Source organism: Pseudonocardia sp. ICBG1293 (assembly GCF_020131355.1).
Classification (GTDB): domain Bacteria; phylum Actinomycetota; class Actinomycetes; order Mycobacteriales; family Pseudonocardiaceae; genus Pseudonocardia.
The window spans coordinates 175,658-191,731 of the sequence record NZ_JAHLEL010000044.1 but is presented as its reverse complement, the minus strand read 5'-3'; the positions used below and the strand labels follow the sequence as shown (position 1 = coordinate 191,731).

General features: G+C 75.1%; 8 protein-coding genes. 5 read left to right on the top strand and 3 right to left on the bottom strand.

The genetic code is table 11. The annotated features are described in order from the left end of the window. Positions 1 to 127: 127 nt before the first annotated feature. The 3 genes from KPF47_RS20860 to KPF47_RS20850 all read left to right on the top strand — a co-directional run bounded on the left by KPF47_RS20860 (position 128) and on the right by KPF47_RS20850 (position 7,748). The gene (locus KPF47_RS20860; RefSeq protein ID WP_224390425.1) at positions 128 to 4,558 is read left to right on the top strand and encodes a hypothetical protein; all 4,431 of its coding nucleotides are present in this window, start codon (positions 128 to 130) and stop codon (positions 4,556 to 4,558) included. Between the two features lie 61 nt (positions 4,559 to 4,619). Then, positions 4,620 to 5,225 (top strand): type VII secretion system-associated protein, encoded by a 606-nt coding sequence (locus tag KPF47_RS20855; protein ID WP_224390424.1) that lies wholly within the window; start codon positions 4,620 to 4,622, stop codon positions 5,223 to 5,225. Positions 5,226 to 5,351: 126 nt separating this feature from the next. Beyond that, positions 5,352 to 7,748 (top strand): right-handed parallel beta-helix repeat-containing protein, encoded by a 2,397-nt coding sequence (locus KPF47_RS20850; protein WP_224390423.1) that lies wholly within the window; start codon positions 5,352 to 5,354, stop codon positions 7,746 to 7,748. A 105-nt stretch (positions 7,749 to 7,853) separates the two neighbouring features. Here KPF47_RS20850 and KPF47_RS20845 read toward each other — a convergent pair whose 3' ends face one another. Together KPF47_RS20845 and KPF47_RS20840 are read right to left on the bottom strand one after the other, a co-directional pair. Next, the gene (locus tag KPF47_RS20845; RefSeq protein ID WP_224390422.1) at positions 7,854 to 8,048 is read right to left on the bottom strand and encodes a hypothetical protein; all 195 of its coding nucleotides are present in this window, start codon (positions 8,046 to 8,048) and stop codon (positions 7,854 to 7,856) included. A gap of 1,299 nt (positions 8,049 to 9,347) precedes the next feature. After that, positions 9,348 to 12,044 carry an AAA family ATPase gene (locus tag KPF47_RS20840; RefSeq protein WP_224390421.1) on the bottom strand — a complete coding sequence of 899 codons (2,697 nt, stop codon included), beginning with the start codon at positions 12,042 to 12,044 and terminating at the stop codon, positions 9,348 to 9,350. A 185-nt stretch (positions 12,045 to 12,229) separates the two neighbouring features. Here KPF47_RS20840 and KPF47_RS20835 point away from each other — a divergent pair, with 185 nt between their 5' ends. Both KPF47_RS20835 and KPF47_RS40300 read left to right on the top strand, forming a co-directional pair. Beyond that, a complete protein-coding gene (locus tag KPF47_RS20835; protein ID WP_224390420.1) occupies positions 12,230 to 14,254 on the top strand; it encodes an ATP-binding protein in 2,025 nt (674 codons plus the stop codon). After that, positions 14,137 to 14,898, top strand: coding sequence for a helix-turn-helix transcriptional regulator (locus KPF47_RS40300; RefSeq protein ID WP_224390419.1), 762 nt, complete (start codon positions 14,137 to 14,139; stop codon positions 14,896 to 14,898). The genes KPF47_RS20835 and KPF47_RS40300 overlap by 118 nt, the downstream gene beginning before the upstream one ends. A gap of 43 nt (positions 14,899 to 14,941) precedes the next feature. Here KPF47_RS40300 and KPF47_RS20825 read toward each other — a convergent pair whose 3' ends face one another. Further along, positions 14,942 to 16,072: a C40 family peptidase gene (locus KPF47_RS20825; protein ID WP_224390418.1), complete on the bottom strand. Its 1,131-nt coding sequence runs from the start codon at positions 16,070 to 16,072 to the stop codon at positions 14,942 to 14,944. Positions 16,073 to 16,074 lie beyond the last annotated feature (2 nt).

Sequence of the window (16,074 nt, the reverse complement as noted above, 5' to 3'; positions counted from 1 at the left end):
CCGGCCACGGCGACAACACCCCCCAGATCATCGGGCGACAGGGGCAGTCAGTCATACCGCGGCCGGCGGCCTGCAAGCCCTCAGCGGGCTTGATCAAGAAGGTAACGGGGGTGCGCAGGGCACCGAGGTGGAGCTGTTCGACGTGCGCGTGAGCAGCCACGACGTGCACGTCTCGGGTCGGCACGTGCAGATCATCACCGATGGTGGCCCGGACGCCGCGTTCATCGAGTTGGTGGGCGATCCGGTCGCCGTGCTGCGGGGCGAGCAGGGCCGTCTGGACGCCGAAGAGCTGTGGGGGGAGATGGACCGGGCCGTGCAGCTGCTCCGCAGCGCGGGACCCGGTCAGACCGTCAGCTCGCTGTTCCCCCCACACACCGGGTTCATCGTGAACAGCGGCGCCGACACCACAGTCGACGTGGATCGTGCGATGCCGCGGCTGCTCCGGCAGCCGACCGTGGGAGTCTCGGTGTTCGGGTTGTCGCTCCACTTCCGCGAGACCGCCGCCTACCTGCTGCAGCTGCACAACCCGATCAGGGACGGGTTGACGCTGCGTTGGCTCCAGGAGGGACGGGTGTTCGGCGAGGAGGTCGCCGACCGGTTCCGTGAGTACCCGGATCCGGCACCTGAGGGTGTGTCCGAGCGGGCGCGGGCGCGGGCCCGGTGGGCCGACGCGGTCGCCCTCGAGGGGTACGCGACACTCGTCTACACCCACGCCGCCGTCGCCGCGCTCGCCCGGGACACCGGGACCCTCGCGAAGAACAGAGCATTCTCCCTGTCCCGGATGCCGATCGCCGTGGTCCGGGACGGACTCCCACCTCGGGTGCAGGCATTCCTGGAGCATCTCGCCGACGACCTCACCGCGCACTTCGAGAGTGTCCTCCGGCGCAACCCGCAGCCTCCGGTCCACCGTTCCGCGACGATCCCCGAGGACGTTCTCGACCGGAGTATCGACGTCGATCGCGGGCGGTTCTTCTGGACACCGCTCGCCGTCCCGAGCCCGTTCACAGTCAGGGGATTCCTGGACCAGGCGTGGCGGCCGGTGCCACCGGGGCAGACGGTCATCCCGGCCGGGGCGGTCGTCGGCGGCATCATCACGACCGAGCTCGACGAGCTCGACACGTTCGGCGGTCGTGCGGCACTGCCACTGGTCGCGCTCGAACTACGGATGAGGGAACGCGACACCGATCCGCGCAGCTCCGGCCGCGAAGCCGTCGGCTTCTCGCGCTGGCAGAGCATCACCCGGCGGGTGGACGACCAGGCGTGGATCCTGGCTGCCGCCTCACATTCGGTGCACCCGGGGGACTCGGTCCTCGATGTCCCACCGGCTCCGAGGTCCGGATCACACGTCGCCGAGCCCCGGCGCCCTCCCGCCGGGGGACTGGCTCCGCAGCCCGTGGAGGTGCCGTTCGACGAGGGGATCACACGAAGACTGGGCGGACCGACCATGCAGCTCGTGATGTTCGCCCACCAGGTGGTGAGCCACTACCTGCGGCTGGGGCGACCCGACAACGGTGGGTTCGTCGTGCACATCGAGGGGGGTGGAGACGGCGAGCCCGGCACGGACGCCGTAGCCGCAGGCCGGCGGCGCGCGACCACAGTGCACGATGCGCTCGTCGGTGCCATGGAGCAGGCGTCACGCGCGCTGTACCAGGGAGTCTCCACGCGGCGGGTGTCGGTCGAGGTGTCGTCGCGGGGATCGGGCGCGAGCCGGTCGCCGGACTGGCAGCCGGACGGGCCCGGGCAGCGGCGTTCGGTACGGGTCTGGGTCGGGCAGGTGACCGGCGATCGGGCCGATCGGACCATCATCGGGCGGCAGCTGGACGACGAGGTGATGGATGCTGCGGTGCTGCGCGAGTACGTGGCGAGCGTCCTGGACGACCGGCGGGCCGCGGACGGTCTGCCGGAGGCCGACGCGCCCTCCGTCACGACGGTGCTGACGATGCTGCGTGAGATCGACAGCTCAGGAGGACGTCCACACGTCCGCCGCGACCTGGTGCAACTGCTGGCGAACCGGCTGTACGCCACGTCGTCGGCCCGTCCGTGGGCCGGTCTGCACGAGCCGCCCCGGTTGTCCCACAACGAGCGGGTGGCGGTACGCAGGGGAATGGACCGAGCCGACGGGAGGCCGGGACTGCCCCCGCTCCCCGAGGGGCACGAGCTCGACCAGCTGGCGGAGTATCTGCGTGGGCGGGCCGGGCTGGGTCCGATCGGGCCGTCGTTGACCGGCGGTCCGAAGGAGGCGGAGTACACCGCCGAGCTGGCGAAGGCCTACGCCGAGCATCACGGTCGGCCGCGGTTGGAACGTGGCCGGCTACTCGGTGGCGCCATCGGTGTGGAGATCGAGACCGAGGTGGCGGTGTCCGATGTGCTCGAGCTCGACGGCCCTGACTACCGACTCGTGACCGACGCCTTCGACTTCGACGTGGAGAGCGCGGAGATCGCCTCCAGACCGTCGGCGGTGCTGCGGGGGGAGCAGCACCACCACCGGCCACAGCCGGACGTGGAGGAGAGCGTGCGCATCGTGAACCGCGCCCTGACCGCAGGCAGGCCCGGACAGCGGCTCCGGGAGGTGCTGTCCGGTGTCGACGGTCTCACCGTCGCCGATCCCTCGATCGTCCTGGTGGAGCCGGGAACGGATCGGCCCGCCCGGACCCTTCAGATCACGTCGGGGGTGGCGGTCTTCGGCCAGCACCGGCTGTTCGAGTACGCGCTGGAACGGCTCGTGGAGGAAGGGCGTCCTGAGCGCGCACCATTCTGGGCGGCGGTCGGGCGTGGCGCGGCGGGCTGGGCCGACGAGGTCGCCGAGGCCTTCCGCACGGAGCATCCGCACGGCCCACCCCGTGCCCTGTGGGCCGATGTCCGTGCGCTGCGTGGTCACCTCGAGCTCGTCTACCTCCAGATCCTCGCACCGGAGGTCGGACGTGAACTCGGTCTGTTGAAGATGGGCACGCCGCTGTTGCCGCGGGTGTCCCCAGCGCTCGTGCGTGCGGCGCTGCCGGCGCGGGTGCAGACGTTCCTGAGCGACTCGACCGACGAGATCGGCGAGGCGTTCCGGCGCTCGGTGTCGGATCTGGCGGAGTCGGACGACACGCCCTTCGACACGGACCTGGCCGATGCCCTGTACGCCCTGGGAACGATGGCCTCGGCCGTCCTGACCGACGACGACCTCGACATCGAGCCGGACTGGGAGAAGGCCCGTGGCGCGCTCAAGCAGGCCGTCGTGGCGGTCGACGCGGACGAGTTGGTGTCGCAGGAGGCACTGTTCGGACAGATGACCGAGCTCGGCTCGCTCGACGATGCGGGCGGGTCCCGGGCTGATCTGCCGCTGATCCCGATCGAGGTACGGATCTTCGGCCCACACGCGGGTTCGGACGTCGGACGTGCGCTCGCCACGTCGCGACGGTGGACGGATGTCGCCCGCAGGATCGACGACGACTCCTGGGTCGACCTGGCCTGGTCGCGAGCGGCGGAGGGCGGGCTCACCGTTCCCGAGGTGCCCGACGCGCCGGCGCACCCCGCTCCGACGGGACGGTCCGACCGGACGGAGGTACCGGACCACGTCCTGGTTCTGGGCGACGGTGTGACCGATCTGGCCGACGCCCCGTCGGTCGTTCACGATGCACTGCGGTCGGCGCTCCCGGCGTGGGTGACCGCTGAGGCCTCCCGCCTGCGTGCCGCCGGTCCCCACGGGCTGCGGGTGCACGTGGAGGCCGGTGATCAGGCAGCCGCGGCCGCGATCGGAGCCGAGCTCGAGCGGCGGCTCGACCATGCGCTGATCCGCACCCGGGCGTCGTGGCCGGCAGAGCTGCGCGATCCGGCCGACTTCCCGGTCGAGGTGGTGTACGCGTCCGTTCACGACAGCGTCGTCGTGGAACGCGCGCCCGGCAGCTCGGGCGACGAGCCGCAACACGAGGTTCGCATCCGGGTGGAGATCGTCCCCGGTGACGAGGTCCGCCGCGCCACACCGGCCGAGGTCCTGAGCCGGGCGACCGACGCCGAGACGACTCGCCTACGGATCGCGGTGCTGCACCCGTTCGTCGTCCGGGCGGTGTCGTATCGCCGCACCGAGGTGGGGTTGACAGCAGGACCGCCCGTGCACCGGGGTGAGGTGGCCCGGGTCTACGGCCGGCTGCGCGAGCAGCGCCGCCTGGGAGCCACGGCGACAGACACCGCGGCCCGGATCACCGAGCACATCGTGCGGCTCGACCGGGCCGTCGGACAGCCCGATCGCGACACTCCGGCCGGGCCCGGGAGCGAACCGCCGGAGCAGATGGAGGCCGCGCTACGTCACGCCGTGAGCCGGGGTCTGCGCCGGAGCGCCGGCTCCGCACCCTCCGCCGGGGCCGTGGACGCGATCTACGCCGCCTACCGGCGGCGCTGGCGGCCCGACATCCACGCACCTTCGCTGTCCGTGCCACGTCTGGCAACGGCGGTCATCGACCTGGGACTGCACGGGCGGGCCCCGGGACGGCGTCCCGGGGGAGAGGCTCCGCCCCCCGGTGGTGACCAGGCGCCGGCCACCGTCGACCCCCCGCTGCGTGGCGACGACGCCCGGTAGCGTCGCCGCCGGAACCACGGACCGCCCACCGCCCAGCGACCCCGCCCCGAGGAGGACCCCGATGAGTGAGACCCCGGACCGGACCGCCGCCCGCGACCTGATGGTGCTGGTCGACCCGGCGGCCGAACCCGACGACGATGGCTCCATCCCCACCGAGTTCGTCATCGGCGGATGGGAGGTCGACGAGAACGGTGTGAGCGGCCGATTCCTCCCGAACCCCGAGCACATCCCCTCCGGCCCGGACGTGCCGTCCGATCCGGTGGACGCCGTCCTGCGCGGCATGGCCGGCGGCGACACCGACGGCGACGACGTGCTCGCCGCCCTCGGCGACATCGGCCTCGCGGTCGGGCACGACGCACAGGGCTCGGTGACGGTGGCGCCGGGGCCGCAGGGTGTGCCCTGTGTGCTGGCGACGACCGCCCCGCGGCACTGCCCCGCGGCCGCCGCGGCGGCGGACCCGCCGGTCGCGGAGTGGCGCCTGTGCTCGGTCGCCGACCTGGCCGCGATCCTGCCGCCCCAGGGGATCGACGTGCTGTTCAACCCGCTCGGGCCCGCTCCGATGCGGGTCTCGGCCGCCGACCTGCGCCAGGTCGCCGCGCGTGCCGCCGGGGAGGGCGGCGTTGCTGCCCCGGAGACCGGTTCCGCGGGGGGTACCGGGACGTCATGATCGTGGCAGGGCCCCGGGTGCGGCCCGGCCCTGCCATGGCACGACGACGGGCCGGCCTCCGGGGTCGTCGGCGACCCACCCTGCCGACGTGCCGTGACCCGCGTGCCATGACCCGGAGGTGACGCCGTGAGCGGTGCCGTACTGACCGTGAGCGCGACCTCCGCGGGCGGGCTGGCGGGGTCCGTGGCCTCGGCTCCGGCCGGCTCGACGGTCGTGCTCGCCGCCGGGACCTACACCGGGCCGCTGGTCCTGGACCGTGACATCACCGTGGCGGCCGAGGACGGCGCCGGGTCGGTCCGCGTGCACGTTCCCGAGGGCCCGGCGCTGGTCGTGCTCGGCGGCACCGCCCGGGTGGCCGGGCTGACCCTGCGCGCCGGAGGTTCCGACCCGGCGGCCGGGGTGAGCGCCGGGCGCCTGGAACTCGTCGAGTGCCGGGTCGAGTCGACGGCGTGGGCGACGGTGCACTCCGGTGCCGGTGAGCTCGTCCTGCGCGACTGCGAGATCGTCAACGAGACCGGCGCCGGGGTCGTCGTGACCTCCCCGGACGGTGCGGTGATCGACTCGTCCCGGCTGCGCGACATCGGGACCTCCGCGCTCGTCGCAACCGAGAAGGGTGTGCTGACCGCACGCAACTGCGAGATCGGCGGCAGCGGCGGCAACGGTGTGTTCGTCGCCGGGTCCGCCTCCGCCGTGCTGTCCGGCTGCACGGTGGAGGCGGCGGCCCAACCGGCGGTCGCCGTCGAGGGCGCGGCCGGTCTGACCGCCACCGCCGTGCAGGTCCGCGACGCCGCCGGGGTCGGCGTCTTCCTGGCCACCACCGGCACGGTGAGCCTCGACGACTGCACGGTCCCCGGCAGCGGCACCGAGGGGATCTACGTCGACGCCGGGTGCGCACCGGTGCTGCGCGGCTGCCGGGTCACCGGCGCCGGGGGCCGCGGCCTGCATTTCGCCGGTCGGGCCGGCGGGACCGTGTCGGACTGCGAGGTCGTCGACACCGGGGGCGCGGGGATCGGGGTGACCACACGGGCCCGTCCCGAGATCGACCGGGTGGTCGTGTCCGGTGCCGGGGCGGCCGGGATGGCCGTCGACGCCGACTCCGAGCCCTTCGTGCGCCGCCTGCGGGTGCTCTCGCCCGCCGGTCCCGGCCTCCTCGTGGACAGTGCGCGTGGCCGCTGGGAGACCGTGGAGACCGAACGGCCCGGCGGCTCCGGGGTGCACGTCCGGGGTGGTGCGCGGGCCGACCTGGTGGGGGTGAGCGTCCGGTCGCCCGGGGGGCACGGGCTGCACGCCGAGAGCGGCACCCTGGTCGTCGCCGAGGCCGACATCGAGGCGCCCGGCGGGGACGGGGTGCACGTCGACGCGGGCGCCGAGCTGAACGCCCAGCAGTGCCGCGTCCGCGGTCCCGCCGGATCCGGTCTGTGGTTCGGGGAGCGGTCGGCGGGCACCGTGTCCGGCTCCGAGATCGCCGGCGCCGGCGCCGCGGGGATCGTCGTCGCGACGACCGAGCCGGTCCGCATCCTCGACTGCGCGGTGTACGACAGTGCGGGGCCGGTGCTCGTCGAACGGGTGGCCGACACCGACCTGGAGGTCCGCGAGCTCACCGAGAGCGGCAACGACACCGGACCGGTGAACAGGCCCGCGGTGGCGACGTCCGCGTCCGGAGCTGCCGCGTCCGGAGCCGCCCCGGCCCCGGCCCCACCGCCGGTACGGCGCGGCAACGATCCGCTCAGCGCCCTGCAGGAGCTCGTCGGGCTGGAGAGCGTCAAGGGCGACGTCACCTCGATGGTGAACCTGAACAAGATGGCCAAGCGCCGGATCGACGCCGGGCTGTCGGCACCGCCGATGGCCCGGCACCTGGTCTTCGCCGGCGCCCCCGGTACCGGCAAGACGACCGTCGCCCGGCTCTACGGCGAGATCCTCGCCCAGCTCGGCGTGCTCCGGAAGGGCCATCTCGTCGAGGTCGCGCGGGCCGATCTGGTCGCGCAGATCATCGGTGGCACGGCGATCAAGACGACCGAGGCGTTCGAGAGCGCACTCGGGGGCGTCCTGTTCATCGACGAGGCCTACGCGCTGTCCACCGGGCGCGGTGGCACCGGCCCGGACTTCGGGCGGGAGGCGATCGACACCCTGGTGAAGCTGATGGAGGACCACCGCGACGACGTGGTGGTGATCGCCGCGGGCTACTCGAAGGAGATGACGCAGTTCCTCGCCGCGAACCCGGGGATGGAGTCGCGCTTCTCCCGCACCCTGGAGTTCGCCAACTACGCGCCGGAGGAGCTGGTGACGATCGTGCGGCTGCAGTGCCGCAAGCACGACTACCGGCTCGCCGACGACGCGGCCCAGGCGCTGCTGACCTACTTCGACGAGATCCCGAAGGACGGCACGTTCGGCAACGGGCGTACCGCGCGGCGGGTGTTCGAGCGGATGGCCGACCGGCAGGCGTCGCGGCTCAGCATGGCCCCGCCCGACTCGGCGGACGACCTGACCCTGCTGACCGTCGAGGACCTCGAGACGACGCCGTGATCCCCGGCGCCCCGGCGCGGGACGACCGGGGCACCGGCCACTCGCGCCGGACGCCGCGACGGGGCCCTTCCGGAGGGGGAGGGCCCCGTCGCCGCGGACGCCCGATCAGGGGCGCAGGGCCAGCTGCACGCCACGGATGTCGCCGGGGGTGACTGCCTCGGGCAGGGTGAAGTTCGCCCGCCCGTCGTCGTCCACCCGCGCGGTCGCCTCGACGGTGTCGCCGGACGTGCGGTGCACGAGCAACCGGACCTGCCTGTCGTCGCACGGGTCGGGGAACCCGCTGACCGTCGCGCCGGTCATGTCGCCGTCGTCGTTCTTGCGGGCGGCGGTACGCAGGTCCTCACCGGTCGTGGTGCAGCGCGGGGTGGCGCGCGCTCCGGCCCCCGGCTGTCCCTGCGTCGCCCGCTCCCCACTGCCGGTCCGAGCCTCCGCGGACGCGGACCCGGACCCGGACCGCGCGTCGGAGTCGGCCGACCCGGTGTCGCGTGACTCGGTGTCGCGTGACTCCGTGGCCCGCGGCCGTGTGGCCGGGGGCTGCGTGGTCGGGGGCTCCGTGGTGCCGGTCTCCGAGGTCCGCGACGCCGGGGGGTCCGGCTCGGGTGCCCGGGAGCGGTCCGGGTCCGGCTGGGTCCGTCCGGTCCCGGGACGGGCGTCCTCCGACGCCGCGGACGGCGGAACGGCCCGGCGCCCGGTGGGCTCGACCGCGTCGGGTGCCGCGTCCCTGGTCGCCTCCGGTGTCGCCTCTCGTGTCGCCCCCCGTGACCCCTCGGACGGTGTCCCGGAGGACGGGGTCCGGACGGGATCCGGGAGCGGGGCGGCGAGCCCCACCGGCGGGTCGGCGATCAGGTCCGACGCCCTGGCCGGGGCGGCGGGAGGCGCCGGGGCCGGAGCTGCCGGGGCGGCGGGAGCTGCCGGGGGAGCAGGGACCGGATCCGGGGGAGGTGCCGCTGCCGCCTGCGGGGCGGGTGCCGGGTCGCCGGGCGGCGGGACCGGCGCGGGAGCCGGGATGTCCGCAGGCGGGACGGGGGCGGGCGGCTCCGTGTCCGGACCCGTGGCCGCGGGGCCGGGGGGTGGCGCTCCCGACCCGCCGGGTGCGGCCGGAGGCGTGCCGGGGGAAGCGGCGTCCGCCGGGGGAACCGCTCCCGGGGCGAACGGGTTCAGCGCGGGGAGCTCGGAGACCCGACCGTCGGGTGGCACCGCGTCGAGAGCCGTCGCGTCGCCAGGACCGGCGGGCTCGGCCTCCGCCGCCGCGGGCGGGGGCTCGGAGCCGTCCGCCGAGGTCCACGCCGGCGCCGTGTCGGCCGTCGGACCGGCGCCCGCCAGCGGAGCGGTGACGGCCACCGCGGACACCCCGAGCGCAGCGAGCGTGGTGATCGCGGCGACCGCGATGCCGGTCCGCCGTCGGTGCCCCGTACCCGGATCACCCGACCGACGCCCCGACCCGGACGGCCCCCGCCCGCGCGCAGACTCGTTCACCTGAGGCCTTCCGTTGGTCCGGTACCGACACTGCACGGTAGGCGCGCACGGCCCGGGGGGCGAGCGCCCCGGACGATCTCCTGCCCCGGGGGAGGCAACGGCGCCCGCACGGACCGGAACGCCTCAGTGCTCGAAGGTCCGGTCCAGTAGCGCCGCCGCCAGCTCGATCCGGGAGCGGTAGCCGGTACGGGCGAACAGCCGTCCCAGCCGTCCCTCCACGCTCTTCTCGGTGCTGTCCAGGATGTGCGCGATCTGCCGGTTGGTCAGCCCCTCGGTCAGGAGCTGGCCGAGCAGGCGCTCGTTCTCGGCCTTGGTGATCGCGCGTCCGGGCACCGGCACACCGGAGGCCTCCATCGCCGCTCTCGTCCAGTAGCGGGCCAGGGGCGCGTCGATCCTGTCGTAGAAGTCGTAGACGCCAAGCAGGTCCTCCTCGCCCAGCAGACCGAGCCGGGCCAACCGCCTGCCCAGCTGCGCACCGTCGAAGGCCTGTCCGGTCTGTCGTGCGATGTGCAGGGTCTCTTCGGCCGTGGCGGTGTCGCGGTGCACCAGCGCTCGTCCGAAAGTGGCGTGCAGGACCGCCCGGGGAGTGCCCAGGGTCTCGGCCACCGTGTCGAGCTCCCGGCTGCGTCGCCGCGCGGTCTCGTCGTCCCCCCTGACCAGATCGGTCTCCAGCAGCAGCACGAGCAACAGGTCCGTGCCGACCAGCAGGTCCTCCTCCCGCGCCCGGGTGAGCGCACGGTCGGCCCTGGCCGCGGCGGCGTCCAGGTCGCCGAGGACCGCGTCGCCCGCCGCATCGACGACGTCGAGGACATGGGTGAGGACCGTGACCTCGGCGCGGGCCGCCGCCGCCATCTCCCGGGCCCCCGTCAGCTGCCCGCGCATCACCATCAGACCGGCGAACTGCTGGTGGAACGCCGCGGCGGAGATCTCGAAGCTGAGCGCACCCGGATGCGCGATCGCCCGCCGGGCCAGCTCCGGGGCTTCCGGTCGGCCCTCGAGCAGGGCGAACACCGCTCGATGCCGCGGCAGCAGCTCGTACTCGGCGAACCCGGCGCGGCGCGCGACCCGCCGTGCCGCGGGGACGTCACCCATCTCCACCAGCGTCGAGATGGCCCAGGTGGCCCGGTAGCGCACCCCGATCGGATCGGCCTCGTTCTGGACGACGGCCACCGCGGACTCCGGGGAGGCCCGGCCGGCAAGCAGGTCGGCACTCCACCCGGTCAGCTCGCCGACGGCGTGGGTGGTCGGTTCCCCCATCCACAGTTCCCGGGTCGTCCGCAGCGTCGCGCAGGCGTCGGCCCAGCGGCCGCGCACCGCCCGGGCCAGCACCTGGCAGACCGCGCGGATGCCGTCGTCGGCCTTCCACAGGGAGGGCGCCGACCCGCTCGCGATGGCGTCGAGCTCCTCGGTCTCCTCGGCGGAGTGCAGGCACAGCACGAGCCGGAGATAGAGCGCGTGCCGGGTGATGCGCGGCGTCGTACCGTCCTCGAGCAGCCCGCGGATGGAGTCGATGGTGGTCACGATGTCCCCGGACTGCTCGGCGGCCCGGGTGAACTCGTGCCGGGCCCGGAGCCGGTCCGAGGCGGTCGGCGCCGCCTCGGTCGCCGCCTGCCACCACCGCTGCTCGCGGCGTACGTGGTCGGGCCGCGCGTGGGTCCCGGCGGAGACGAGCTCGGCGTACGCCCGATCGGCGGGCAGCAGCCGCCCGGCCAGCACCACCTGGTCGGCGAGCCCGAACCGGTCGGGCGTGACCCGGCCGTCCCAGGCCGCGCCGACGAGCAGTGCAGCGAGCTCGCTGCGCCGGTAGGGGCCGAGGGTGGTGCGCAGCGCCGCGCCGAGCAGCGGGACGACGAACCGCCACCTCCGGTCGCCCCCGACGTGCAGGATCCCGGCCGCCCGCAGCTCCGACAGACCGTCGAGGGCGTCCTGCTGGTCGGTCCCCGCCGCCGTGGCCAGCAGCTCGGGCAGAGCTGCCCCGGCGGGTTCGAGCGCGGCGGCGAGCTGCGCGGTGGACCACATCCGCGACCCGAGCCGCCGGATCCGCTCCTGCAGCGCCGCGGCCGTCTCCGGTGGCGGGTCCTGGTCGGCCCCGGGCAACAGGTAGGCGTACCCGTACACGAGACGGACGCCGCCACCGTGCAGCAGGGTCGCGGCCGCGGCGGCCACCACCGCGGCGAGTCCCCGGCTGTGGTCCCGGACCCAGGTCAGCAGCTCCGTCGAAGGGACGGCGCCGAGGACTTCCTGCACGACCTGCGCCGCCTGGCCCGCGTCGAGCGCCGGGACCCGTACCGACGCCAGCAGGGACTGTTCCCGCAGCCGTGCCAGAGCCGCAGAGCCCGCCTCCGCCAGGTGGGCCGGGAAGGGCAGGGCGACCGCGCACACGTATCGCACGGTCGAGCCGGCGAGCCGATGGGCGAGCGCGTCGAGCACCGCGAGCGTGTCGAGGTCCATCCACTGCACGTCGTCCAGCAGGACGACGGCGTCCCGGCCCGTCATCCAGGCCGCCGTCGCCGCAGCGGCGCGGCGGGCCACGCCGGGGTCCCGGTGCGCTCCCGCCACCGGGCCCAGCGGGACCGGTACCGGGCCGCCCCCGCGGGCGAGGGGAGCGCCGGAGCCGTCGTGCATCCCGGTCGTGACGCCGTCCCGGGACAGACGCGCCGCGATGACCGCGCGCCCCTCCGCGTGCAGCGCGGCGCCGACCTGGGCCAGTACCGTGCTGCGGCCCGATCCGGCGTGACCGGTGAGCAGCACGACCGGCGGGCCCCCGTCGGCGCCGACCAGCTCGAGCACCGTGTCGGTCGTGCTCCGTGCCACCGGCATGGCGATCATGATGGCGCATCGGGACTTCCGGGACGGAACAGCCCCGCTGCGCGCCCCGTCCCGGGTGTCCTCCGGGGCGCCGTTGGTGCCCGGACGGGCGATCCGGTCCCGATCCGACGATCACCGTCCTAACATCTGGGAAAGGGGTGGACGACGCCCCGGCTCGACGGAGGGGGACCAGCACCGTGGCGAACCAGTCGCCGGGACCGATCGGCCGGGAGGACGAGCTCGCCGCGCTGGCCGCCGACGGGCCGGGCGGTGTCCTGGCCGTGCTGCACGGCGAGCGGGGCAGTGGGCGCACGGCGGTGCTCGACGAGCTCGCCGCCGCCGGGTGCTGTGCCGGGCGGCCGGTGCTGACCGTCCGCGGCGCCGGTCCGCGCCCCGACTGGGACCTCTACGGTGTCGTCCCCCTGCTCGACGCGGTCACCGGGGCGTTCGAGGAGCTCCGCGCGACCTCCGAGCTCGTCGGCCGGACCGCGGCACTCCGTCGCCGGTGCACACCCGAGTCGTACCACGGCACACACGGACGGGGAGCACTGTACGCGGAGATCGGCCGGTTGCTCGGCAGTCTGGGCCCGTCCGGACTCGTGCTGTTCGACGACGTCGACCGGGTGCCCCGTCCCGAGCACGTCACCGTCGCGGCACGGGCGGCCGGGCACCGTGTGGTGGTGACGGCCGGTCGACCGGCAGTGCTCGCCGGGACGGCCGACGTGCTGGTGCACGCGGGGCCGCTGGACCCCCACGAGGTCGGCAGGCTCGTCCGCAGGTCACTGCGCGCCCGGCCGGACACGACGCTGCTGGCCGCGCTCGGCCGCGCGCTCGGCTCGCTCGCGGGCAACCCCGCCGCCGTGCTCGCCGCCGTCGACGAGCTCCGCCGTTCCGACCGCCTGGTCACGGTGGGCCGCCGGGTGTGTCTGCGCGCGCCGCGGGTGACGCCGATGCTGCCGGGCGACGCCCTGGCGATGACGGCCGTCGGCGAGCCGGGTGGTGTCGCCGAAGACCTCGTTCTCCTCGTCGACGGGCCCGCCCGGGTCCGGGCCGGGGACGTGCCGCTGCTGGCCGCGGCGACGGGCCGGACCGCCCGGGACACCGGCCGCACCCTCGACCGGCTCGTCACCGACGGTGTCCTGGAGGAGCAGCGGGGGGAGCTGGTCCTGCGGTGCCCGGCCGTCGCGACGACGCTGCGCGCCCGCTGTGGGACGGGGTGGGTGCGTGGTCTGCACGCCGCCGTCGTCCACGCGTCCGACACTCTCGGGTCGCCGATCGAGCCGGGCGTGCTCGCCGACCACGTCGAGGCGGCCGGTGACGCGCTCGAGCCCGATCCGGCGTGGGGCAAGCTGCTGCTGATGCAGGCCGGGGAGCGGGAGGGCCGTGCCCCGCAGCGTGCGGCGGACCTGGTGCGCGCGGCTGCACGGCACGAGCACCTGCCGCAGGACGACGAGTGGACGGCTCGGCTGCTGCTGCGGGCCGGGGACCACAGCGGTGTGCTGGCCCTGGTGACCCGGCTCGTGGAGGAGGGCGTCGACGGTGACGTCGAACTGCTCGGTGCCGCCGCCGGCGTCGCGGCCCTGTCCCTGCACGAGTCGGCGCCCCCGCCCGTGTCCGAGGCACTGGCCGACGACCGGAACCCGATCTCCGCCCTGCACCTGGTCCGCCGCTGGGAGTGCGGACTCGGCCTGCGCGCCGACGAGCTGGCGGCTGCGACCAAGACGCTGGTGACCGCCGCACCGGGCCCGGACCGGCGGTCACTCGGCCACCGGGCCGCCGAGTCCGCGCTGCTGAACCGGACGTCGTCGGAGCTCTCGAGGCCTTGCTCGGCCCGGCCTACCGGCGCCCCTCGCGGGGCAGCCATCTCGGAGCGCAGCGGGCTGCCTCCGCACTCGCCGCCGGGCGGTGGGGGGAGGCCGCGGACGAGACACGGGCCCTGTTCGTCGAGTACGGCCCCGACGGGGCTGCTGCCGGGGCGCGCGAGCTCGCCACGCTGCTCGCGGTGGAGGCTGCGACCTGGGCCGGCGACGAACGCATGGTCGCGGTGTGGCAGGAGCACCTCCCGGACTCCGCGCAGGCCCGGCACCGGCCCCTGTACGCGGCGGTGCGGGCCACCCGGCTCTGGGCCGGCGGAGATGCGGCGGCCGCGCTCGAGCAGGGGTACCGGGTCTGGTGCGAGGCGCCCGGCGGAGCGCAGGACTTCGGCCGGAGGCTCCTGCTGAACCGGCTCTGCGGCATCGCGGCGGTCAGCGGCCTCCGGGAGTGGCACGACCGGCTGCGTAGCGCCGCGGGCGACTGGCGGCGTTTCGTACGCGGCGCCGACGCCGTCGGCGTCGCCGAGGCGGTGGACTTCGCGGAGGGGCTGTTCGGGGACGAGGCGGAACGACGGACCCTGCTCGACCGGTCGATGCAGTCGGCACGCGAGCACGGGCAGCACGCGAAGCTGTGCTGGATGCTCCTGGCCGCGGGGACGGCGGTGCCCGACCCGACCGATCTCTGGGTGGAGGCCCACACCGTCGCGTCCGAGATCGGCTCCCCGGTGCTGCGCAGCCACGTGCGCAGGCTGGCCGACGAGCACGGGGTGCGTCTGCCGCTCGGCCGGTCCCGGGAACCGGGACTGAGCGAGGTCCAGACGCGGATCGTCGAGATGGTCGAGCAGGGGATGACGAACCGGCAGATCGCCCGCGACCTGCAGGTCAGCGAGAAGACGGTGGAGAACCACCTGACGCGGCTGTTCGTCCGCTTCGGGTGCCGCACCCGGTACGGGCTGGCCACCGCCCGGATCGGCACCCGGCGCGACGAGGACGACGGCCGGCCGAGCCCGCTGCGCGGCGAGGACCCCCTCGCGCGCGCCGCGTCCCTCTGACCTCCCAGCCCCGACCTCCGACCCTGACCCGCTCGACGGCCGGTCAGGGCGCGGCCGCGAGCCCGGCGCCCACCGGGGCCGCCCGCTCGGCGGGCCCCGCGATGTGCCGCACGCCGACGACCTGGCCGTCCCAGTCCGACAGCGGCTGCGCGATGATGCCGGTGGCGGAGTCGACGGCGTTGACGATCAGCCCGCTGCCGATGTACATGCCGACGTGGCGCGGGTTGGTCGGCGAGCCGAGCGAACCGGGGATGAAGATCAGGTCGCCGGGGGCGAGGGCGGCCAGCGACGCCGGGGTGCCTGCCGACTTCTGGTTCACCGTCCCGGCCGTGATCGCCACGCCTGCCGACGCCCACGCGGCGAGCATCAGCCCGGAGCAGTCGAACCCGTCGGGCCCCTTGCCCCCCCAGACGTAGGGCTTGCCGATCTGGGCCAGCGCGAAGCCGACCGCGGCCCGCTGGGCCGGGTCGGCGGGCAGGGTGAACCCGGGCGGGAGCTGCCCGGGGGCGATGTCGGTCGGGGTGCTCGGCAGACCGGCACCGCCCTGGTCGGGGCAGGCGAAGGTCGCGGCCCGGACCGTGGCGGCCCCGCCGGGGGCGGGCACGGGGTTGTCCGGCCCGGTCCAGAACCGGTCCACGAGCGCGGCCGCGGGCTCCTCCTGCGGGCCGTAGCGGTCCGGGAACGCCGAGCGCTGCACGGCCTGGGCGGCCTCCCCGGGGGGCATCGAGGCCCAGCCCGGCAGCTCGCCGAGCCGGTCGAGGAAGATGCCCGTGGCGTACACCGGGTTGAGGACCTGCTCGGGGGTGCCCCAGCCCTGCGACGGGCGCTGCTGGAACAGCCCGAGCGAGTCGCGGTCGCCGTACTCGACGTTGACCAGGCGCGACTCGACGATCACCGTCGAGATCGCGATCACGGCCGCCCGCCGGGGCAGCCCCCGTCCGACGACGCCGGCGACGACGGTCGCGGCGTTCTCGGTCTGCTCGGCGTTCCACTCGGTCCCACCGATCGACTGCGACCCGCCCCCGATCCCGCCGTCGCCGCTGCAGCCGCCGTAGGGGAGCGCGCCGTCCACGGCCGCGCCGAGCACGGCGATCCCGACGCCGAGCGTGGCCGGGACGACGGTCAGGGCAGCGGCCAGCAGCGCCAGCACGAGGGTCGACCTGCGGCGTGCCACCG